Annotated in this window: 19 protein-coding genes; 15 read left to right on the forward strand and 4 right to left on the reverse strand. The window is 65.0% G+C overall.

What is annotated here, in order from left to right:
• Window positions 1-5 precede the first annotated feature (5 nt).
• Complete coding sequence (locus GTP44_RS14460; RefSeq protein ID WP_160992118.1) at window positions 6-1,319, forward strand: ABC transporter ATP-binding protein; 1,314 nt, start codon at window positions 6-8, stop codon at window positions 1,317-1,319.
• Here GTP44_RS14460 and hemL read toward each other — a convergent pair.
• Both hemL and thiD read right to left on the reverse strand, forming a co-directional pair.
• Window positions 1,316-2,602: a glutamate-1-semialdehyde 2,1-aminomutase gene (hemL, locus tag GTP44_RS14465; protein ID WP_161019977.1), complete on the reverse strand. Its 1,287-nt coding sequence runs from the start codon at window positions 2,600-2,602 to the stop codon at window positions 1,316-1,318. The two genes, GTP44_RS14460 and hemL, sit on opposite strands and share 4 nt — an antisense overlap.
• A 17-nt stretch (window positions 2,603-2,619) precedes the next feature.
• Entirely contained in the window at window positions 2,620-3,474 is an 855-nt protein-coding gene (gene thiD / locus GTP44_RS14470) for a bifunctional hydroxymethylpyrimidine kinase/phosphomethylpyrimidine kinase (RefSeq protein WP_160992120.1), read from the reverse strand.
• A 91-nt stretch (window positions 3,475-3,565) separates the two neighbouring features.
• Here thiD and GTP44_RS14475 point away from each other — a divergent pair, with 91 nt between their 5' ends.
• The 6 genes from GTP44_RS14475 to GTP44_RS14500 all read left to right on the forward strand — a co-directional run bounded on the left by GTP44_RS14475 (window position 3,566) and on the right by GTP44_RS14500 (window position 12,790).
• Complete coding sequence (locus GTP44_RS14475; RefSeq protein WP_019921331.1) at window positions 3,566-3,718, forward strand: rubredoxin; 153 nt, start codon at window positions 3,566-3,568, stop codon at window positions 3,716-3,718.
• 66 nt (window positions 3,719-3,784) lie between these two features.
• Entirely contained in the window at window positions 3,785-4,180 is a 396-nt protein-coding gene (locus GTP44_RS14480; RefSeq protein ID WP_202424082.1) for a response regulator, read from the forward strand.
• 19 nt (window positions 4,181-4,199) lie between these two features.
• Window positions 4,200-4,565 (forward strand): response regulator, encoded by a 366-nt coding sequence (locus GTP44_RS14485; protein ID WP_160992122.1) that lies wholly within the window; start codon window positions 4,200-4,202, stop codon window positions 4,563-4,565.
• 2 nt (window positions 4,566-4,567) lie between these two features.
• Window positions 4,568-5,119, forward strand: coding sequence for a chemotaxis protein CheW (locus GTP44_RS14490; protein ID WP_161019979.1), 552 nt, complete (start codon window positions 4,568-4,570; stop codon window positions 5,117-5,119).
• A gap of 30 nt (window positions 5,120-5,149) precedes the next feature.
• Window positions 5,150-7,423 carry a methyl-accepting chemotaxis protein gene (locus tag GTP44_RS14495; protein ID WP_160992124.1) on the forward strand — a complete coding sequence of 758 codons (2,274 nt, stop codon included), beginning with the start codon at window positions 5,150-5,152 and terminating at the stop codon, window positions 7,421-7,423.
• Between the two features lie 30 nt (window positions 7,424-7,453).
• Window positions 7,454-12,790 (forward strand): hybrid sensor histidine kinase/response regulator, encoded by a 5,337-nt coding sequence (locus tag GTP44_RS14500; protein WP_229256916.1) that lies wholly within the window; start codon window positions 7,454-7,456, stop codon window positions 12,788-12,790.
• Here the strand turns inward: GTP44_RS14500 and GTP44_RS14505 are convergent.
• On the reverse strand, window positions 12,771-14,210 hold the full coding sequence (locus GTP44_RS14505; RefSeq protein WP_161019980.1) for a cryptochrome/photolyase family protein: 1,440 nt from the start codon (window positions 14,208-14,210) through the stop codon (window positions 12,771-12,773). The two genes, GTP44_RS14500 and GTP44_RS14505, sit on opposite strands and share 20 nt — an antisense overlap.
• 155 nt (window positions 14,211-14,365) lie before the next feature.
• Between GTP44_RS14505 and GTP44_RS14510 the strand changes: the two genes are divergently transcribed.
• The 6 genes from GTP44_RS14510 to GTP44_RS14535 are packed head-to-tail and all read left to right on the forward strand — an operon-like array spanning window position 14,366 to window position 18,948.
• Window positions 14,366-15,019 carry a YqgE/AlgH family protein gene (locus tag GTP44_RS14510; RefSeq protein ID WP_160992126.1) on the forward strand — a complete coding sequence of 218 codons (654 nt, stop codon included), beginning with the start codon at window positions 14,366-14,368 and terminating at the stop codon, window positions 15,017-15,019.
• Window positions 15,020-15,409 carry a Holliday junction resolvase RuvX gene (gene ruvX, locus GTP44_RS14515; protein WP_160992127.1) on the forward strand — a complete coding sequence of 130 codons (390 nt, stop codon included), beginning with the start codon at window positions 15,020-15,022 and terminating at the stop codon, window positions 15,407-15,409.
• 2 nt (window positions 15,410-15,411) lie between these two features.
• Window positions 15,412-15,921, forward strand: a complete 510-nt coding sequence (pyrR, locus tag GTP44_RS14520; protein ID WP_161019981.1) for a bifunctional pyr operon transcriptional regulator/uracil phosphoribosyltransferase PyrR — start codon at window positions 15,412-15,414, stop codon at window positions 15,919-15,921.
• Window positions 15,922-15,925: 4 nt separating this feature from the next.
• The gene (locus tag GTP44_RS14525) at window positions 15,926-16,891 is read left to right on the forward strand and encodes an aspartate carbamoyltransferase catalytic subunit (RefSeq protein ID WP_160992129.1); all 966 of its coding nucleotides are present in this window, start codon (window positions 15,926-15,928) and stop codon (window positions 16,889-16,891) included.
• A complete protein-coding gene (locus GTP44_RS14530) occupies window positions 16,888-18,201 on the forward strand; it encodes a dihydroorotase (RefSeq protein WP_161019982.1) in 1,314 nt (437 codons plus the stop codon). The genes GTP44_RS14525 and GTP44_RS14530 overlap by 4 nt, the downstream gene beginning before the upstream one ends.
• 9 nt (window positions 18,202-18,210) lie before the next feature.
• A complete protein-coding gene (locus tag GTP44_RS14535; RefSeq protein ID WP_161019983.1) occupies window positions 18,211-18,948 on the forward strand; it encodes a lysophospholipid acyltransferase family protein in 738 nt (245 codons plus the stop codon).
• A gap of 8 nt (window positions 18,949-18,956) precedes the next feature.
• On the opposite strand, the gene GTP44_RS14540 is transcribed toward GTP44_RS14535, so the two are convergent.
• On the reverse strand, window positions 18,957-19,811 hold the full coding sequence (locus GTP44_RS14540) for a symmetrical bis(5'-nucleosyl)-tetraphosphatase (RefSeq protein ID WP_161019984.1): 855 nt from the start codon (window positions 19,809-19,811) through the stop codon (window positions 18,957-18,959).
• A gap of 68 nt (window positions 19,812-19,879) precedes the next feature.
• On the opposite strand from GTP44_RS14540, the gene rfbB reads away from it, so the two are divergent.
• Both rfbB and rfbA read left to right on the forward strand, forming a co-directional pair.
• On the forward strand, window positions 19,880-20,950 hold the full coding sequence (gene rfbB, locus GTP44_RS14545; protein ID WP_161019985.1) for a dTDP-glucose 4,6-dehydratase: 1,071 nt from the start codon (window positions 19,880-19,882) through the stop codon (window positions 20,948-20,950).
• A complete protein-coding gene (gene rfbA / locus GTP44_RS14550; protein WP_160992134.1) occupies window positions 20,947-21,837 on the forward strand; it encodes a glucose-1-phosphate thymidylyltransferase RfbA in 891 nt (296 codons plus the stop codon). The genes rfbB and rfbA overlap by 4 nt, the downstream gene beginning before the upstream one ends.
• Window positions 21,838-21,858 lie beyond the last annotated feature (21 nt).

A 21,858-nucleotide genomic window follows, 5' to 3' on the forward strand; every position in this document is an offset into this window, starting at 1 on the left:
GAATCATGAGCACTCCTATCGTTGAACTGAAAGCCGTCGGCAAGCACTTTCGCGGCGCCGACGGCTCCGCGCGCGCGGTGCTGGAAGGCGTCGACTTCACGCTGCACGAGGGCGAAATCGTCGCGCTGCTGGGCCAATCCGGCTCCGGCAAGTCGACCATGTTGCGCATCATGGCGGGTCTGATCCAGGCCGATGAGGGCCAGGTGCTGTATCGCGGCATGCCGCTGTACGGCACCGCGCGTGGCATCCGCATGGTGTTCCAGTCGTTCGCGCTGTTCCCGTGGCTGACGGTGCAGAAGAACGTGGAACTGGGACTGGAAGCGCAGGGCATGGCGCCGGACGAGCGCGCGCGCCGTGCCGCCAAGGTGATCGACCTGATTGGCCTGTCCGGCTTTGAGGGCGCGCTGCCGCGCGAGCTGTCGGGCGGCATGCGCCAGCGGGTCGGCATCGCCCGCGCGCTGGTGATGGAGCCGGAAGTGCTGTTGATGGACGAGGCCTTCTCGGCGCTGGACGTGCTGACCGGCGAGCGCCTGCGCGAGGAGATTCTGGAACTGTGGCAGTCCGGCCAGATTCCGACCAAGGCGATCCTGGTGGTGTCGCACAATATCGAGGAAGCGGTGATGATGGCCGACCGGGTGCTGATCTTCGCCAGCGATCCGGGACGGGTGCGTGCCGAGCTGCCGATCTCGCTGCCGCAGCCGCGCAAGGCGGAAAGCGCCGAAGTGCGCCACCTGATCGACAAGGTGTATGAACTGATGACGGCCAGCGCTGGCCGCCGCGGCAGCAATGGCTTGATCAGCGAGCGCGAAGTCAAGCTGCAACTGGGAGACCGTCTGCCGCAAGCCGGCATCGCGCACATGGAGGGGATACTGGAATTGCTGGCCGAAGAGCCGTTCCACGGCCACGCCGACCTGCCGAAGATCGCCGAGGAAACCGAGCTGACCGACGCCGAGCTGTTGGAAGTCCTCAACGCGCTGATCCTGCTGGGCTTCACCTACCTGACCAACGGCGACATCCTGATGACGGAACTGGGCGGCCAATACGTCAAGGCCAACAACACCGAGCGGCAGGAGCTATTCGGCAAGCAGCTGCTGGAGCATGTGCCGCTGATCGCCTACATCTGCCACGGCCTGCAGCAGGACAAATCCGGCGATCTGCCGGAGGACCTGTTCCTCAAGCTGCTGCGCTTCACGCTCAGTGAAGAAGAAGCCGAACGCGCGCTGCGCGTGGCCATCGAGTGGGGCCGCTATGGCGACCTGTTCGAATACAACTTCAACACCGGCGTGATTCAGCGCCCGGAACTGACGCCCAAGCTTTAAAGCGTGGCGAAGGCGCGGCGGGCAGCGGCGATGGTCTCGTCGATCACCGCGTCGCTGTGCTGGGCCGAGACGAAGCCCGCCTCGAAGGCGGCCGGCGCGAAGTAGACGCCTTCGTCCAGCATGGCGTGGAAGAAGACATTGAAGCGTTCGCGGTTACCGGCCATCATTTCGGCGTAGTTGTTGGGCGGCGTTTCGCTGAAGTACAGGCCAAACATGCCGCCCACGGCGTCGGCGCAGAACGGGATGCCGGCTTCCCTGGCCGCCGCCGTCAGGCCGTCGGCCAGGCGCTTGGCGGTGGCGCTCAACCGCTCGTAGAAGCCCGGTTGCTGGATCAGTTTCAGCGTGGTCATGCCCGCCGCCACCGCCACCGGATTGCCCGACAGCGTGCCAGCCTGGTACACCGCGCCCACCGGCGACATATTGCTCATCAACCTGGTGCTGCCGCCGAAGGCCGCCACCGGCAGGCCGCCGCCGATCACCTTGCCCAGCGCCGTCAGATCCGGCTTGATGCCGTACAGTTCCTGCGCGCCGCCCAGCGCCACGCGGAAGCCGCACATCACTTCATCGAAGATCAGCAGCGCGCCATGCTTGGTGCACAGCTCGCGCAGCGCTTGCAGGAAGGCCGGTGTGGCCTTGATCAGGTTCATATTGCCGGCCACCGGCTCAACGATCACGCAGGCGATGTGCTGGCCGAAGTTGGCGAACGCCTCTTCGATCTGCTGTACGTTGTTATAGTCCAGCACCAGCGTGTGCTTGACGAAGTCCTCCGGCACGCCGGCCGAGGTTGGATTGCCGAAGGTGAGCAGGCCGCTGCCCGCTTTCACCAGCAGCGAATCGGCGTGGCCGTGGTAGCAGCCTTCAAACTTGACGATCTTGTCGCGGCCCGTGGCGCCGCGCGCCAGGCGCAGCGCGCTCATGGTCGCCTCGGTGCCCGACGATACCAGGCGCACCTGCTCCAGCGACGGCACCAGCTTGACGATTTCCTCGGCCATCTCGATCTCGCCCTCGGTCGGCGCGCCGAACGACAGGCCGCGCGTGGCCGCCTGCTGCACCGCCTTCACTACTTCCGGATGCGCGTGGCCGACGATGGCCGGGCCCCACGAGCCGATGTAGTCGATATAGCGCTTGCCGTCCGCGTCCCAGAAGTACGGGCCTTCGGCGCGGGTGATGAAGCGCGGCGTGCCGCCCACCGAACGGAAGGCGCGCACCGGCGAGTTGACCCCGCCCGGCGTGGTTTTCTGGGCGCGTTCGAACAGTTGGTCGTTCTTGGAAGTCGTGGTCATAGTGGCATCTTTCTTTGCTACTGCAGGTCCGCGGCGGACTGCAAATGGAAAAAACGGTTGGGCACAAGTTTGCCCATGCCGTAGCGCTGCGCATGCGCCAGCGCGCCGACAGTGTACTCCTGCGCCGCCGCCACCGCCTCCGGGACGTCGGCGCCGCGGGCCATGAAGGCGGTCAGCGCCGCCGACAGCGTGCCGCCGGCGCCGATGAAAGGCCCGGTCAGATGTTGCCAGGCGTCGTGCAGGATCACGCCATCGCCGCCGAACAGGGTGTTGGCCAGCGTGTTGGGGGCGGCGGCGTCGCCCTGCGCGCCGCCGGCCGGGGTGCCGGTGACCAGCACGTATTCGCAGCCCAGGGCCAGCAGGTGCTCGACATCCGACTCCAGCGTGCCTTCGCCGCTGTCTTCCTCGCGCCAGGTCTCGGCCAGCCGGCCCAGCTCCACCTGCGACAGCATCACCAGCGTGGCCTGCGGCACCAGCAACTGGCGGATGGCGGTCAGCAGCTCCTCGGCGTCGTCATCGGACGGCGACGGCAGGCGGGAACTGAAGGGATCGAGGATCAGCGGCGCGTCCGGATAGTCGGATAAGATCTCGGCGATCGCCGCCACCTGCTCCAGATTGGTCAGGGCGCCGACTTTGAAGGCGGCCATGGTCATGTCTTCCAGTACCACGCGGGCCTGGTCGGCCACCCAGTCGGGATCGATGTCCTGCAGGTCTTCGACGCGGGCGCTGTCGCCGATCAGCAACGCGGTGGTCACCGCCAGCCCGGTACAGGACAGGGCGGAAAAAGCTGCCAGGTCGGCCTGGACACCCATGGCGCCGGCCGGATCGGCGGCGCCAAAGCTAAGAATAAGAGGAGAAGTTTGGTTTTGCACGGCGGGTAGATTAAGATACCTGATTCAGCATTTTACTTGAGGGTGGCAAAACGTGAGTAGCAACGAAACAACGCAGGCATTCCAGACCTGGATGTGCCTGATCTGCGGCTGGATCTACGACGAGCAAGCCGGCCTGCCGGATGAGGGCATCGCGCCCGGCACCCGTTGGGCCGACGTGCCGATGAACTGGAGCTGCCCGGAGTGCGGCGCCCGCAAGGACGATTTCGAGATGGTCGCCCTCTAGATTGACCGCCGCGCCAGCGAAGTGGTCGCATATGCTATGGTGTCGCTTCATCTTAGCGGATTGATTATGACCTCTACGCCCCTGAAAATCATGGTGATCGACGACAGCAGCACGATTCGTCGCTGCGCCGAGATCTTCCTGAGCCAGGCCGGCTACGACGTGGTGCTGGCCGAAGACGGTTTCGCCGCGCTGGCCCAGATCAACGACCACCACCCGGCGCTGGTCTTCTGCGACATCCTGATGCCGCGCCTGGACGGCTATCAAACCTGCGCACTGATTAAAAAAAGCCAGCAATTTCACGCCACGCCGGTGTTGATGCTGTCCTCCAGGGACGGCCTGTTCGACCGCGCGCGCGGCGCCATGGTCGGGGCGGAGGCCTATCTGACCAAACCTTTTACCAGGGACAGTCTGCTGGCCGCCGTGCACGCGCATGCCGGCGGCGCTGTCGCCATACCAGAATAAGCAAGCCGCAGAGGGAAACATGGCCATACAAAGAATTCTGATCGTCGACGATTCGCCCACGGAGCGCTACTACCTGAGCGACATCCTGTCGAAGAACGGCTATACCGTGACGGTGGCCGAAAGCGGCGAGGAGGCGCTGGTCAAGATCAAGCAGGACAAGCCGGAGCTGATCCTGATGGACGTGGTCATGCCCGGCGCGAACGGCTTCCAGGTGACGCGCGCGATCGGCCGCGATCCGCAACTGAAGGATGTGCCGATCATTATCTGTTCCAGCAAGAGCCAGGAGACGGACCGCATCTGGGCGCTGCGCCAGGGTGCGCGCGATTATCTGGTCAAGCCGGTCGACCCGGGCGCGCTGCTGGAAAAAATCGCGGCGCTCGGCTAAACATGGACAGCCCGGCCGCCACCGAACGCCGCAGCCGTCTGCGCCGGTATCAGGTGCAGCTGCTGGAGCGCATGCAGGCCGCCAAGAGCGGCGGTGCGGTGGGCGGACGGGAACTGGCGGTGCTGATCGGCGGGCGTGCCTGCCTGCTGGACCTGACGCAGATCAGCGAGATCGTGCCGTCGCAAGCCGCCGCGCCGGCGCCGGCGCCGGTTCCGCTGACGCGGGACTGGTATCTGGGCCTGGTGAATATTCGCGGCCATCTGACCGGCGTGATCGATCTGGCGCGCTACCAGCGGCTCGATGCCGGCGCCGGCACGCCGGCGGAACGGCGCCTGATCACCTTCGCGCCCGGCCTGGGGTTCAATTGCGCGCTGCAGGCCGAGCGCGTGCTGGGCCTGCGCAAGCAGGACGAGATGGCGCCGGCGCCGCCCGCCGACGACGCGCCGGCGTGGAGCAGCCAGCGGTTCCTCGACGGCGACGGCCAGTTATGGACCCGCATCGATCTGGCGTTGCTGGTGCGGGAGCCGCGTTTCTCGCAGGTAGGACTGATATAGCAGGCTAACACTGAATCCGGAGAGGGTGGGATGGCGTTCAAGTTGGGTTTTTTCTCGCGTGGCGACCACAATGCCGCCCAGCAGGCGACGCCGAACCCGGAGTTTGGCGATGGCTACGGTGACGATGAGGGCGACGATAGCAGCGGGCCGCTGCGCCTGCGCGACGCGCTGGGCCGCCGCCGTGGCGCCCCCGCCGTCAGCGAACCGGCGGCGTCGTTCAAGCTGCCGCTGATCGGCCATCTTCCCGCGCAGCGCCAGTTGAGCATTTTGTCGACGGCGCTCGCCGTTTGCCTCGGCGCCAGCGCGGTGTTTGTGGCGCTGAATAATATGCACAGCGCCGACCGTTCGGCGCAGACCCAGGTCGCCAGCGATGCGCTGATGCACTCGCAGCGCATCGGCAAGGCCGCGCCCAACGCGGTGCAGGGCAGCGCCGAAGGCTTCCGCCAGCTGGAGGAAAGCCGCAAGGAGCTCACCCAGGACATCAACCTGATGACGCGCGGCGGCAAATACCAGGGCCGTTCGATCGGCGTGCCGCGTTCCGACGTGGGGCCGGTGGTGGCGGCCGCGCGCAAGCAGTGGAAAGCCACCGACCTTGCCGCCGGCACCATTCTGTCGCTGAAGGCGGACCTGAGCGGCATGGACAAGACGCTGCAAAAGCTCAACGAGCTGGCGCCCGATCTGCTGGTGCGCACCGAGGACATCATCGGCATCAAGCTGCAGCGCGGGGCGTCGGCGCGCGAGATCGCCGCGCTGGGCAAGCTGACCATGCTGACGCAGCGGATGACGCTCGGCACCGCCGAATTCCTCAGCGCCGGCGGCATCAGCTCGGAGACGGCGTTCCAGCTGGGGCGCGACACCACCGTCTTTCGCAACACCATCGACGGCTTCCTGAATGGCAGCGCGCCGCTCGGACTGGCCGCCGTGCGCACGCCGGAGCTGCGCACCAAATTGCTGGATTTGCAGACCGCGTTCGAGGCGTATCAACAACTGGTGACGTCGGTGCTGGACAAGCTGGATAAATTCACCGCCGCGAAAGCGGCGGAACAGCTGATCTTCAATGATAACGAGGCGCTGCGGCAGCGCCTGGGCACTCTGCAAAAAGCCTACCGTGAAGACCAGGATTCGCTGGGGCCGACCTTTTGGCTGATGGTCGCTGGCGGCTTGTTGACGCTGGTGGCGGCGGCGCTGATCGGCCGTGTGCTGCTGGTGGATTCGTATAACCGTACGCGTGGCGCGGAGCGTCGCCGCAAGCAAGCGGAGGCCATGCGCCTCGAATCCAAGCGCCGCGAGGAAGAGGCCAAGGCCACCAACGACCAGAACCAGGCCGCCATCCTGCGCCTGATGAACGAGTTGCAGAAGGTGGCGGACGGCGACCTGACCGTGCACGCCACGGTGTCCGAGGACGTCACCGGGGCGATCGCCGATTCGGTCAATTACACGGTGGAAGAGCTGCGCGGTTTGGTGGGCCGGGTGACGGTGACCGCCGAGCAGGTGACCCACGCCTCCACCCATGCGCAGAGCATTTCCAGCGATCTGCTGCAGGCGTCGCAGCAGCAGTCGCGCGAGATTCAGGAGGCGTCGGCCACGGTGGTGAAGATGGCCGACGAGATTACCGACGTGTCGCGTTCCGCCAGCGAGTCGGCCGATGTGGCGCGGCAGTCGGTGGCGGCGGCGCGGCAGGGTTCGACGGCGGTGGAAAACGCCATCAAGGGCATGCACGAAATCCGCGAGCAGATTCAGGATACCTCCAAGCGCATCAAGCGGCTGGGCGAATCGTCGCAGGAAATCGGCGAGATCACCGAGCTGATTTCCGACATCACCGAGCAGACCAATGTGCTGGCGCTGAACGCCGCCATTCAGGCCGCGTCGGCCGGCGAGGCGGGGCGCGGCTTCTCGGTGGTGGCGGAGGAGGTGCAGCGACTGGCGGAGCGCTCGGCCGAAGCGGCCAAGCAGATCGGCGCGCTGGTGCGCACGATTCAGACCGACACCCACGACGCGGTGGCGGCGATGGAAAAATCCACGCGCGGCGTGGTGGAGGGCGCGCGCCTGTCCGATGCGGCCGGCGCGGCGTTGCACGATATTTCGCAGGTGTCCAACCATCTGGCGGAGCTGATCTCCGACATCTCGCAGGCGACCGGGCAGCAGGCCACTTCGGCGACCGGCGTGGCGCAGAACATTCAACATATTTTGACGGTGACCCAGCAGACGCAGGACGGCACCCAGCAAACCGCTCAATCGATTCACAAGTTGTCCGTGCTGGCGCAGGAGTTGAAAAACTCGGTGGCGCGGTTCCGGATCGCTTAGTTAGCCGATTAATGAAAGGCCGAGATAAGCATGACCAAGACTGATTTTTCGATTCCCCCGCAAACGCAATTGGACACCGGCCCGCTGTCGTGGGTGATGGTGGAGATCCGCGAGTCGCTGGCGCGTTCGCGCACCGCGCTGTTCGAGGCGGGCGGCAGGGAGCCGGAAGATCAGGCGACGCAGTTGCAGCATGCGAAGTCGCATCTGCATCAGGCGCACGGCGCGTTGCAAATGGTCGACCTGGAAGGCGTGAGTCTGATGACCGAGGTGGCCGAGGCGGCGCTGGACCGCTTCAAGGCGGGCACGCTGAAGTGCAGCACCGATAACGCGCAGGCGGTGGCGCAGCTGTATCAGGCGCTGGTGGAGTATCTGGAGGAACTGCTGGCTGGCGCGCCGTCGCAGCCGGCCAGACTGTTCCCTTACTACCGCGCGGTGCAGCAGATGATGGGCGCGGAACGCGTGCATCCGGCGGACCTGTTTTTCCCGGATTTGTCGCAGCCGGCCGGCTTGCCGCCCGCGCCGGATAGTCCGTCCGCACCGGATTACGCGGCCTGCCGCCAGCGCTTCGAGCGCGCGCTGCTGCCTTACCTGAAGAGCGCCGATCCAGCGCAGCAGCAAGAGCATGCGGCCGCGCTGCTGGAGGCGGTCACGCGGGTGGCCGAGGCGCAGCGGGAACCGCGGGCGCGTGCTTTCTGGCTGGCCATGCAAGGCTTCGCCGAGCTGGTCGCCGGCGGCCAGCTGACGGCAAGCCTGTATGTGAAGCAGTTGTTTGGCATGATCAATTTGCAGATCCGTCGTCTGAGCCAGGGCACGGCGGCGCAGCCGGAATCGATGTTGCGCGACGCGCTGTTCTTCATCGCCACCGCCGGCGCGGATTCGGCCGCCGAGGTGGTGGTGAATCTGCGCCAGGCCTACGTACTGGATGGCTTGGCGCCAGCCGATTACGAAACCCGCCGCTACGGCCAGATCGATACCGAAGCGCTGGAAGCCGCGAAGGTCGCCGTCGCGCAGGCCAGGACAAGTTTGGACAGCCTCGCCCACGCGGAATTTGACGCCGCGCTGTCCGACGGTGCGGCGTTATGCGAGAAACTGAACCTGCCGGCGTTGGCCACCTTGATGCACCAACTGGCCGAGGTCTCACGCACCGCCGTTGCGGTGGGCCGAGGCGAGGAGTTGTCGCGGGAGATGGACACGGCCTTGCTGTTTGCCGAACATGGCTTGCGGCATATCCGCCATCTGCCGGATGATTTTGCCGCCAATGCCGACACCATCGGCGCGCGTCTGGTGGCGCTGGCCGCCGGCGAAACGCCACCGCAACCGGCGCAATGGCAAATGCAGCAGGAGGATGCCGCCGTCGCGCTGGCGCTGGAAATGAAGGCCGGCTTGCGTCAGGTGGAGAGGGGGCTGGATGCGTATTACGGCGATCCGTCCCTGCGTCCGGCGCTGAAGGAGTTGGAGCCGGTGCTGCATCAGCTGCAAGGCGCGCTGTCGGCGTTGGATCAAACCGACGCCGCCAATGCGGTGCGGCACGTGCAGGCGTCGGTGCAGGCACTGGCCAATGGTGATGGTGATTCCGCCAGCGAATCGAAGGTGCTGGATGATATCGCGCAGAACGTCAGCGCGCTGGGATTCTTTGTCGATATGCTGGCGCAGAATACGGCCGGCGCGCGCGAGCGGTTCGCGTTTGATGCGGAGCAGGGTAGTTTCCGTTCGGTGCCCTTCAAGAAGATCGCGGAATCCGGCGCGATTCCGCTGCTGGAGGATGAGGTGCCCGTACCAGTGCCGGCGGCCATGCCGGTGGAGGCGCCGCCGCCGGCCGCCAGCGATGCCTTGGTGGAGCAGGAGCTGCTGGATGTTTTCATCGCCGAGGCGCGGGAGGTGTTGGCGTTTGTCGGTGAGACCTTGCCGCAGCCGCGCAGCGAGGAAAATCTGACCATGCTGCGCCGCTCCTTCCATACGCTGAAGGGCAGCGGACGCATGGTGGGCCTGAATCAGTTTGCCGATGCGGCGCATGCAATCGAGAAGGTATTGAATGTGTGGCTGGCGGAGCAGCGTCCGGTCACCGACGCGCTGTTTGATTTGCTGAACAGCGCAATGCAGGAGATGAACGCGTGGGTGGCCGAGTTGGTGGCCAACGGTGTTTTGTCGTGCGATGCGGATGCATTGATTGACGCGGCGGCGCGCGTGCAGGAGGGCGGCGAGCCTGAGTCTGAGCCGGCGCCGGCGGCCGCCCCGCAGGGCAAGGTGATCGACTTCCCAAGCATCACGCCGATGGTGCCACGCGATGACAATGTGAAGCATGTCGGTGGACTGGAGATACCTCTGCCGCTGTTCAACATCTATCTGCACGAGTCGGATGATCTGGTGCGCAAGCTGGTGACCGACTTTGGCGAATGGCGCCACGAGCCGCGCCGGCCGGTGAATCCGGATGCGCTGGCCGCCGCGCACACGCTGGCCGGCACGTCGGGCACGGTGGGCTTCAAGGGCTTGCGCGAACTGGCGCTGGCGCTGGAATCAACGCTGGAGGCGCTGTTGCCACCGGCACCGCATCTGGATCAGGTGCAGCATGATCTGCTGGACTTCGCCATGGAGCGCATGCGCCAGATGCTGCAAAGTTTCGCGGCCGGCGATCTGCCGGATGCGCAGCCGGAGTTGATCAACGCCTTGCGGGGCTTGCGCGAGGAGCTGGCAGCGACGCCGGCGGCGGCCAGCAACGAGATCGAATCGCGGCTGGATAATCTGGTGGCCGAGACCATGGATGGGCTGAATGCGCCGGCAGTGGCGGAGGAGTCGGCGCTGGATGCGCTGTTCCGCGACACGTACAACGCGATCAGCGGGACGGTGCCGGAGTCCGAAGCACCGCAGGCGCCGCCGAAGAAGAAGCGGCAGGAAGTGCATATGGACGATGGTGTGGACGATCTGTTCAACGCCGCGTTTGACGATGCCTTCGCCGAGCCGCCACTGAAGATCGCGGAGCCGGAAACCGCCGTGCCGCCGCCCGCCCCGGAAGCCATGCTGTTCAACGCCGCGTTTGACGATGCCTTCGCCGAGCCGCCACTGAAGATCGCGGAGCCGGAAACCGCCGTGCCGCCGCCCGCCCCGGAAGCCATGCCAGCGCCGGAGGTGTTGCCTGCCATGCCGCCGGTGTTCCACGATGAGCTGGACCCTGACCTGCTGCCAGTCTTCCTGGAGGAAGGCGCGGATCTGTTGCCGCAGGTTGGCGAAGCGCTGCGCGCCTGGCAGCACACCCCGGCCGATGTCGGACAGGCGCAAAGCCTGCTGCGTCTCCTGCACACCGTGAAGGGCAGCGCGCGCATGGCCGGCGCCATGCACCTCGGCCAGCACTGCCACGAAATCGAAACCCATATTGAAAACATGGTGCAGACCGGCGCCATGTCGCATCAATCCTTCGAAGAGCTGCTGGCCCACTACGACCATGCGTTGCTGCTGTTCGAGCAACTGCAAACAGCCAGCATCGATCAGGAAGCCTTAGCGGGCCTGGCCGATAATGTCGATACGCTGGCCGACGCTTCAAGCCACACCGCGCCCCCTGTAGCCGACGAGCAGCAGGCCGGCGCGCGCTCGCCGCTGGTCCGCGTGCGCGCCGACATTCTCGATCGGCTGGTCAACCAGGCCGGCGAAGTTTCGATTTCCCGTTCCAAGCTGGAAAACGAGATCGACACGTTGCGCACCTCGCTGGCCGACTTCGCCGACAACGTGGCCCGTCTGCGCCGCCAACTGCGGGAAGTCGAAATGCAGGCCGAATCGCAAATCGCCTCGCGCATGGCCGTCTCCAGCGAGCGCGAATTCGATCCGCTCGAATTCGACCGCTTCACGCGCTTGCAGGAACTGACGCGTATGATGGCCGAAAGCGTCAGCGATGTCGCCAGCTTCCACGAAAGCCTGACCCGCGGCGTCGACAACGCCCACAACGACCTGGCGCAGCAAGCCCGCCTGACGCGCGAGCTGCAGCGCGACCTGATGCGGGTGCGCATGGTGCCCTTTGCCAGCATCTCCGAGCGCCTGTTCCGCGTCGCCCGGCAGAGCGCCAAGGACGTCGACAAGCGCGTCAACCTCGACATCCGGGGTGGTTCGGTGGAACTGGACCGCAGCGTCCTGGAACGCATGTCCGCGCCATTTGAACATCTGCTGCGCAACGCCATCGCCCATGGCGTGGAATCACGCGAAGCCCGCGCCACCGCCGGCAAGAACGAAACCGGCGAACTGCTGGTGCAGGTGGCGCAGCAGGGCAATGAAGTCGTGATCGAATTCAGCGACGACGGCGGCGGCCTCGATCTGGCGCGCATCAAGGCCAAGGCGATCAGCAGCGGCCTGCTGCTGGAAGACGACATGGCCACCGACGCGCAGATCGCCGATCTGATTTTCGAACCCGGCTTCTCCACCGCCGACACGCTGACCGAACTGTCGGGGCGCGGCGTCGGCATGGATGTGGTGCAGTCGGAAGCGCAGGCGCTGGGCGGCCGTGTCGACATGTTCTCGGAGCCGGGCAAGGGCACGCGCTTCACCATCCGCCTGCCGTTGACGCTGGCCGTCACGCAGGTGGTGCTGCTGGCCGCCGGTGGCAAGACCTACGCGCTGCCGGCCATTCTGGTCGAGCAGGTGGTGCAGTTGAAAGACGATGCGCTCGACGAAGCGCGCGACAACGGCATGCAGTACCTGCCAGCGCTGCTGGGCGACGCCGCGCAGCCGCCAACGCAGCGCTCCACGCCGGTGATGATGCTCAAGAACGGCAATGAGCGTCTGGCGCTGCAAGTGGATGAGGTGCTGGGCAACCGCGAAGTGGTGATCAAGAATATTGGCCCGCAGCTGGCGCGCATGGTCGGCATCGCCGGCGCCACGGTGCTGGGCACCGGCGACATCGTGCTGATTCTGAACCCGGTGGCGCTGGCGCAGCATCTGGCGCATCACCCGGAATTGAAGGAGCATTACGCGCAGGTGGCGGAGGACAGCCCGCCAATGCTGCCAGCGCTGGGGCACACCATCATGGTGGTGGACGATTCACTGACCGTGCGCCGCGTGACCCAGCGCCTGCTGGAGCGCGAGGGCTACCGCGTGCTGCTGGCCAAGGACGGCGTGGACGCGCTGGAGCAGTTGCAGAACACGCCGCCGGACCTGATGCTGGTCGATATCGAGATGCCGCGCATGGACGGCTTCGACCTGACGCGCAATGTGCGCGGCGGCGAACGCACCCGGGATATCCCGATCATCATGATCACCTCGCGCAGCGCGGACAAGCACCGCAATGTCGCGCTGGAGCTGGGCGTCAACGCCTACTTCGGCAAGCCTTATCAGGAAGTGGCGCTGCTGGAGGCGATTGAAGGACTGCTTACGCCGCGGGCTTCTTGACCACCTCGTAGCGCGCCAGCGTGAGCTTGCGCGCTTCGTCGTGCATGACGACCGGCGGCCAATAGTCCGGCGCCAGCATGCGCGGCGCCTCCCATGGCGCGTGAATTTCCTTGTCGCTCAGTTGTTTCAGCTGCGGCAGGTAGCGGCGGATGAATTTGCCCTGCGCGTCGAACTTTTGCGACTGCGTCACCGGATTGAAGATGCGGAAGTACGGCTGCGCGTCGCAACCGGAGGACGACGCCCATTGCCAGCCGCCATTGTTGGACGCCAGATCGAAGTCGTTGAGGTGCAGCGCGAAGTACGCCTCGCCGCGCCGCCAGTCGATGCCGAGGTCCTTGATCAGGAAACAGGCGGTCACCATGCGCAGGCGGTTGTGCATATAGCCGGTCTGGTTCAGTTGCAGCATGGCGGCGTCCACCAGCGGGTAGCCGGTGCGGCCCTCGCACCAGGCGGCGAACAGGGCGTCGGCCTTGGCGCCGGTTTCCCATTCGATGGCGTCGTAGGCCGGCTTGAAGGCGCTGTCCACTACATGCGGGTGATGGTACAAAATCATCGCGTAGAACTCGCGCCAGATCAGCTCCGACAGCCACACCGCCGCGCCTTCGCCGCCGTTGCCGCGTTCCTGCAAATCCAGCACCGTGCGCACCAGATGGCGCACCGACAGCGTGCCGAAGCGGAAGTGGATCGACAGATACGACGGTCCCTTCACCGCCGGGAAATCGCGCGCCACGTTGTAGTCGGCGATGCGCGGCAGGAAATCTTCAAACAACCGCGCCGCGCCGGACATGCCGGTTGGAATTTTCAGTTCTGCCAGGTTGCTCGGTTCGAAGCCGAGTTCGGCGAGCGTCGGCAGCGCCGGGGCCGGCGAGGGCGGCGGCGCCAGCCGGGCGGCGTGCGGCTCGATGTTGTACGGCGCCAGCACCGATGGATCGGCGGCCAGCTTTTTCAACCAGGCATTCTTGTAAGGCGTGAACACCGAAAACACGCCACCGGTCTGCGACAGCACCTCGTCGCGCTCGAAAATCACCTGATCCTTGTAGCTGTAGAACTGGCGCCCGTCCGCTTCCAGCGCCTGCGCGACCGTGGCGTCACGCGCCATCGCTTGCGGTTCATAATCGTGGTTGCAGAACACCGCCTGCACGCCCAGTGCGGCCGCCAGCGACGCGATTTCTTGCTGCGGATCGCCATGGCGGACGATCAGGTGGCCGCCCAGCTGTGTCAGCTCGCTGGCCACTTCGGCGATGCTGGCGTGGATGAAGTCGACCCGGCGGTCGCGGCGCGGCAGGGCGTCCAGAATCGTCGTATCGTAGATAAAAACGCAATACACCTTCTCGCTGGCCATCAGCGCCTGGTGCAGCGCAACATGATCGAAAACGCGCAGGTCGCGGCGCAGCCATACGAGGGAAGAAGTCAGTTTCATTCGGTCTGTATCAATCTTGTGGTCGATGCAATCGTGGCCGTACCCGCAATTCAGTGTAAACTAGCGGGTAAAACAGAGTTGCTAGCCGCGCGAATACTACAGTAATTGTCAGCAGCACAGAAAGAACACGCATCCCAGCAGAGAGAGCAACTTGTATGAAGAAGAGCAAAATAGGCAAAACTCTGGCTGTCTCCGGCGCCATCGACGGTGGCGATCCGTTGGCGTCTGTCGGCGCCGTCTCGGCGTCCGCCCTCAATCTGGCTAATCATTTCCTCATTGCAATGCCATCGATGCAAGATCCGGTGTTCGGCGGCACGGTGGTGTATGTCTGCGAGCACAATGAAAACGGCGTGCTCGGCGTGGTTATCAACAAGCCGACCGACATGACCATGCACACGCTGTTCGAGCGCATCGACCTCAAGGTCGAGTCCGGTCTGGAAGGCCACGACGAGGAGCCGGTGATGTTCGGCGGCCCGGTGCAGGACGACCGCGGCTTCGTGTTGCACACGCCCGGCCACCGTTATTCGTCGTCGCTGACCGTGACCGACGAAGTCGCCTTCACCACCTCGATTGACGTGCTGGAGGCCGTGGCCGCCGGCGAGGGGCCGCCGCGCATGCTGGTGTCGATCGGCTATTCGGGCTGGAGCCCGGGCCAGCTGGAAGACGAAATCGGCCGCAACGGCTGGCTGACGGTCGGCGCCGATCCCGACATTCTGTTCAACCTGCCGATCGAGGAACGCTACACCGCCGCCATGCGCCTGCTCGGCATCGATCCGCTGATGCTCACTTCCGAGGCGGGCCACGCGTAAATGAGCAGTATTGAGACCATCTTTGCGTTCGACTTCGGCGTCAAAAGAATCGGCGTGGCAATCGGGAACACCATGCTGCGCCAGGCGGAACCCCTCAAGGTCATCAAGGCGGAAGACAACGCCAGCCGCTTTACCGACATTCAAAAATTGCTCGACGAATGGAAGCCGGCCCGGCTGGTGGTCGGGCTGCCCATGCACCCGGACGGCAATGAACACGAGATGACGGCGCGGGCGCGCCGTTTTGCCCATCAATTGAACGGCCGCTTCCACCTGCCGGTGGAGCTGGTCGACGAGCGCTATTCCTCGGCCGTCATTTCGGCCAAGCGCGGCGAGGTCATCGACGACCGCGCCGCCGCCATCATTCTGCAACAATACTTCGACTCCCTTTGATCATGTCTACATTGAATCCCCACCAACTCGATGCCGAAGCGCTGTACGCGACGCTGCTGGCCGATGTGAAAGCCGGCCTGGCCGGCGTGCCGGATGTCGCGATTGTCGGCATCCACTCCGGCGGCGCCTGGATCGCCGAGCGCCTCGCGGCCGACCTCGGCCTGTCCGAGCGCTGCGGCGTGCTGGACGTGTCCTTCTACCGCGACGACTACGCCAAGAAGGGCCTGCCGGCCGACGTGAAGCCGACCAACATCGGCTTCGACGTGGCGGCCGCCAACATCCTGCTGGTGGATGACGTGCTGTACACCGGCCGCACCACCCGCGCCGCCATCAACGAGCTGTTCGACTACGGCCGCCCGGCGCGCATCATGCTGGCGGCGTTGGTCGACCGCGGCGAGCGCCAGCTGCCGGTGGCGGCCGATTTCGTCGCCGCCAAGGTGGCCGTGCCCGCCGGCCAGGCGCTGGTGCTGAAACGCGCCGAGGATGACCAATTCACGCTAACCATCGAATAAGACCATGCTTAATCCGCAACTGAATAAACACGGCGAGCTGCAGCACTTGCTGTCGATCGAGGGCCTGCCCAAGAGCATCCTCAATCACATCCTGGACACCGCCTCGTCCTTCGTCGGCATCTCCGACCGTGATGTGAAGAAAGTGCCGCTGATGCGTGGCAAATCGGTGTTCAACCTGTTCTTCGAGAACTCGACCCGTACCCGCACCACGTTTGAGATCGCCGCCAAGCGGCTGTCGGCCGACGTCATCAACCTGAACATCCAGGCCTCGTCGACCAGCAAGGGTGAATCGCTGCTGGACACCATCGACAACCTGGCGGCGATGCACGCCGATATGTTCGTGGTGCGCCACGCGCAATCGGGCGCGCCCTACCTGATCGCCAAGCACCTGATGGAAACCCGGCAGAACCACGTGCACGTGGTCAACGCCGGCGATGGCCGCCACGCGCATCCGACCCAGGGTCTGCTGGACATGTACACCATCCGCCACTACAAGAAGGACTTCACCAACCTGCGGGTGGCGATTGTCGGCGATATCCTGCACAGCCGCGTGGCCCGTTCGGACATCCACGCGCTGACCACGCTGGGCGTGCCGGAAGTGCGCGCCATCGGCCCGCACACGCTGCTGCCGGGCGGTCTGGAGCAGATGGGCGTGCGCACCTTCACCAACATGGATGAAGGCCTGAAGGACGTCGACGTGATCATCATGCTGCGTCTGCAGAACGAGCGCATGAGCGGCGCGCTGCTGCCGTCGGCCGGCGAATACTTCCATAGCTACGGGCTGACGCCGGAACGCCTGGCGCTGGCCAAGCCGGACGCCATCGTCATGCACCCCGGCCCGATGAACCGCGGCGTGGAAATCGATTCGGCCGTGGCCGATGGCGCGCAGGCGGTGATTCTGCCGCAGGTCACCTTTGGGATCGCAGTCCGCATGGCTGTCATGAGTATCGTCGCAGGAACGCAAGCATGAACGCATTGAATAAAACTATTCACATTAAAAATGGTCACGTCATCGATCCCGCCAACGGCATCGACGGCCTCAACGATCTTTACCTCGCCGACGGCAAAGTGCTGGCGATCGGCGCCGCGCCGGCCGGCTTCAGCGCCGATCAGACCATCGACGCCATCGGCCTGATCGTGGCGCCGGGCTTGGTCGACCTGTCGGCGCGCCTGCGCGAGCCGGGCTTTGAATACAAGGCCACGCTGGAATCGGAAATGCAGGCGGCGATGCAGGGCGGCGTCACCTCGCTGGTGTGCCCGCCGGACACCGATCCGGTGCTCGACGAGCCGGGCCTGGTGGAAATGCTGAAACACCGCGCGCACAAGCTGAACCAGGCGCATGTGCACCCGCTGGGCGCGCTGACCGTGGGCCTGAAAGGCCAGTCGCTGACCGAGATGTCGGCGCTGACCGCGTCCGGCTGCATCGGCTTCTCGCACGCCGAACAAGCGGTCGAAGACACCAACGTGCTGCTGCGCGCCATGCAGTACGCCAAGACCTTCGGCTACACCGTGTGGCTGCGTCCGCAGGACGCGCACATCGGCCGTGGCGGTGTGGCCGCTTCCGGGCCGCTGGCCTCGCGCCTCGGTTTGTCGGGCGTGCCGGTGATGTCGGAAACCATCGCCCTGCACACCATCTTTGAACTGATGCGCGCCAGTGGCGCGCGCGTCCACCTGTGCCGCATTTCGGCCGCCGCCAGCCTGGAGCTGATCCGCAAGGCCAAGCAAGAGGGCTTGCCGGTCACTTGCGACGTCGGCGCGCACCACGTGCACCTGATCGACGCCGACATCGGCTTCTTCGATTCGAACGCGCGCATGGACCCGCCATTCCGCAGCCAGCGCGACCGCGACGCGATCCGCCTCGGCCTGCTGGACGGCACCATCGACGCGCTGTGCTCGGATCACACGCCGGTCGATGACGACGAGAAGCTGCTGCCGTTCGGCGAGGCCTCGCCGGGCGCGACCGGCCTGGAACTGCTGCTGTCGCTGACGCTGAAGTGGGCCGAGGATTATGCCGCGCAACAGGACACCGGCGCCCAGCGTCCGCTGTCGCGCGCGCTGGCCCGCATCACCTCGGAAGCGGCGCGCGTGGCCGGTCTCAACGCCGGCACGCTGTCGGTGGGCGCGGTGGCGGACGTGGTGCTGTTCGACGCCGGTGCGCACTGGACGGTGGAAGCGTCGGCGCTGGCCAGCCAGGGCAAGCACACGCCGTTCCTCGGCTACAACCTGGCGGGACAAGTGACCACCACCATCGTGGCCGGCCACGTTGCTTATCAACGCTGATTCCGCTGCATGAAACTGTCGACGATATTCCGCCTGGTGCGGGTGCTGCTGCACGTGTTGAAGGGCATGGCGATCTGCGCCACGGTGTTTCCATGGATCGGCTGGGATCGGCGCAACGCGCATATCCGCCGCTGGTCCACGCGCTTGCTGGGACTGTGCAATGTGACGGTGTCGCTGGCGCCAGGCAGCGCGCCGGTGCTGGCGCGCTCCATGGTGGTGGCCAATCACGTGTCGTGGCTGGACATCTTTGTGGTGCACAGCCTGTATCCCAGCCATTTCGTGGCCAAGGCGGAGATCCGGTCGTGGCCGCTGGCTGGCTGGCTGGCGGAGAAGGCCGGCACGGTGTTCATCGCGCGCGGCAACCGGCGGGATTTGCGGCATATCTTCAAGGGGCTGGTGACCAGCCTGGAGCAGGGCGAGCGGGTGGCGTTCTTCCCGGAGGGGACCACGGCGGCGCAGGGCAAGCTGTTGCCGTTCCATGCCAATCTGTTCGAGGCGGCGATTGACGCCAAGGTGCCGGTGCAGCCGTTCGCGTTGACTTATCAGGACGCGGCGGGCGGTGCGCATCCGTCGGTGGATTTTATTGGCGAGACCAGCTTTGCCGAGAGTATCGTGCTGATTCTGAACGGACCGCCGGTCAAGGCGCAACTGGCGATTCTGCCGCCGCTGGCCACCGAAGGCGCGCACCGCCGCGAGCTGGCGGAAGCGTCGCACAAGGCGGTGGCCGCGGCGCTAGGCGTCAGCTAACCGCGCCGCTATTTCTTTCCGGGTTCCTTGAATTGCGGGCACTGCTCTTGCAGCAGTATCCGGTCCTCCAGGCAGACGGCGGATAGCTGCCCACCCCACACGCAGCCGCTGTCCAGCGCGATCAGATTCTTTTCCATCTTCAGTCCCAGCGCCGACCAGTGGCCGAACACCACCGTCTCGCGCGCGCTGCGGCGCCCCGGCACGTCAAACCACGGCATTAGTCCGGTGGACGGATCGGCGGTGCCGCTTTCCTTCATCTTGAAATCCATTACGCCATCAGCGCTGCAGAAGCGCAACCGCGTCATGGCGTTGATGATGCAGCGCAGCCGGTCGGCGCCGGCCAAATCATCCGACCATTGCGCCGGCGCGTTGCCATACATCTCGGCCAGAAACTCTTCGATGCCGTCGCCGCGCAGCATCGCCTGCACCTCGGCCGCCAGCGTCATCGCCTGCGCGCCGGTCCATTGCGGCAGCAGACCCGCATGCACCAGAATATGTTCCCCTGAACGGATCGCCAGCGGACGGCGCCGCAACCAGTCGATCAGCTCATCCCGATCAGGTGCGTGCAGGATCTCGGCCAGTGTGTCCGACTTGTGCTCGGGACGGAGGCCATACGCCACCGCCAGCAGATGCAGATCATGGTTGCCCAGCACGCTGTCGATGAGGCCGCCACTGGCCATGGCCAGCTTGCGCACATGGCGCAGCGTGGACAGTGAATCCGGTCCGCGATTGATCAGGTCGCCTGCAAACAGCATGGCGGGCTCGGCCACGCCATCGGCGGCCGCGTGTTCGCGTATGCGGTCGAGGAGGGCCAGTGCCTGCTCGTGGCAGCCCTGCAGGTCCCCGATAACATAGGTTTTCATAGGTGTTCTCGCTGGTTTCACATAAAATCATGCATATGACTAATTTGACGCTTGCTGCGGGATACTAAATGATTTTTGTTACGGGTGGTGCTGGTTTTATCGGCTCTAATTTTGTCCTGGATTGGCTGGCGCAGTCCGACGAGCCGGTTCTCAACTACGACAAGCTGACCTATGCAGGCAATCTGAACAATCTGGCGTCGCTGAAGCAGGATGCGCGTCACACCTTCGTGCGCGGCGACATCTGCGACCAGGCGCAAGTGCTGGCGCTGTTCCAGCAACACAAACCGCGCGCCGTCGTGCACTTCGCGGCCGAAAGCCACGTCGACCGTTCGATCGTCGGACCTGGCGAGTTCATCAACACCAACATCAACGGCACCTTCAGCCTGCTCGAAGCGGCGCGCGCCTACTGGTCGGCGCTGCCGGAGGACGAAAAGGCGGCGTTCCGCTTCCTGCACGTCTCGACCGACGAGGTGTACGGCACGCTCGGACCGAACGATCCACCGTTCAGCGAAACCACCGCGTTTGCGCCGAACAGCCCGTATTCGGCATCGAAAGCCGCGTCGGACCACCTGGTGCGCTCGTATTTCCACACCTACGGCCTGCCGGTGCTGACCACCAACTGCTCGAACAACTACGGTCCGTACCACTTCCCCGAGAAGCTGATCCCGCTGATCATCGCCAACGCACAGGCCGGCAAGCCGCTGCCGATCTACGGCGACGGCCAGCAGGTGCGCGACTGGCTGTACGTCACCGACCACGCGGCCGCCATCCGCCGCGTGCTGGAAGCGGGCCGCCTGGGCGAGACCTACAACGTCGGCGGTTGGAACGAGATGGCCAATCTGGATGTCGTGCATACGCTGTGCGACATGCTGGACAAACTGAAACCCAAGGCCGAGGGCAGCTACCGCGACCAGATCACCTTCGTCAAAGACCGTCCGGGCCACGACCGCCGCTACGCCATCGACGCGCGCAAGCTGGAACGTGAGCTGGGCTGGAAACCGGCCGAGACCTTCCAGTCAGGCATCGCCAAGACCGTGCAGTGGTATCTGGACCATCAGGAATGGGTGGCCGACGTGCAGTCCGGCAGCTACGCCAAGTGGGTGGAAACCAACTACTTCAATCGCGAGGGGCAGTCATGAGCCAGCGTAAAGGCATTATTCTCGCCGGCGGTTCGGGCACGCGGCTGTATCCGGTGACGATGAGCGTCTCCAAACAACTGCTGCCGATCTACGACAAGCCGATGATCTACCACCCGCTGACGGTGCTGATGCTGGCCGGCATCACCGAAATTCTGCTGATCTCGACGCCGCAGGACACGCCGCGCTTCAAAGACCTGCTGGGCGACGGCAGCCAGTGGGGCATCAGTATCAGCTATGCGGTGCAGCCGTCGCCGGACGGTCTGGCGCAGGCGTTCATCATCGGCCGCGAATTCGTCGGCGATGCGCCGTCGGCGCTGATCCTGGGCGACAACATCTACTACGGCAACGACCTCGACGCCCTGCTGCGCAGCGCCACCGAGCGCACCGACGGCGCCACCGTGTTCGCTTACCACGTGCAGGACCCGGAACGCTACGGCGTGGTCGAGTTCAACGACCAGCGCACCGCCGTGTCGATCGAAGAGAAACCGCAACAGCCGAAATCCAACTATGCCGTCACCGGCCTGTACTTCTACGACAACCAGGTATGCGACATCGCCGCCAACATCAAGCCATCGGCGCGCGGCGAGCTGGAAATCACCGACGTCAACAAGGTGTATCTGGATAAGGGCGAGCTGAACGTGGAAGTGATGGGGCGCGGCATGGCGTGGCTGGACACCGGCACCCACGAGTCGCTGCTGGAGGCCGGCCAGTTCATCGCCACCATCGAGAAGCGCCAGGGCCTGAAAGTGGCGTGCCCGGAAGAGATCGCCTACCGCAAGGGCTACATCGACGCCGCGCAGCTGCGCACGCTGGCCGAGCCGCTGAAGAAAAACAATTATGGGCAATATTTGCTGCAAATTCTGGAAGATAAAGTCGTCCAACGCTAAATGAACTTTGGGGAAATTCCC

Source organism: Duganella lactea (genome assembly GCF_009857505.1).
GTDB classification, from domain to species: domain Bacteria; phylum Pseudomonadota; class Gammaproteobacteria; order Burkholderiales; family Burkholderiaceae_D; genus Rugamonas; species Rugamonas lactea.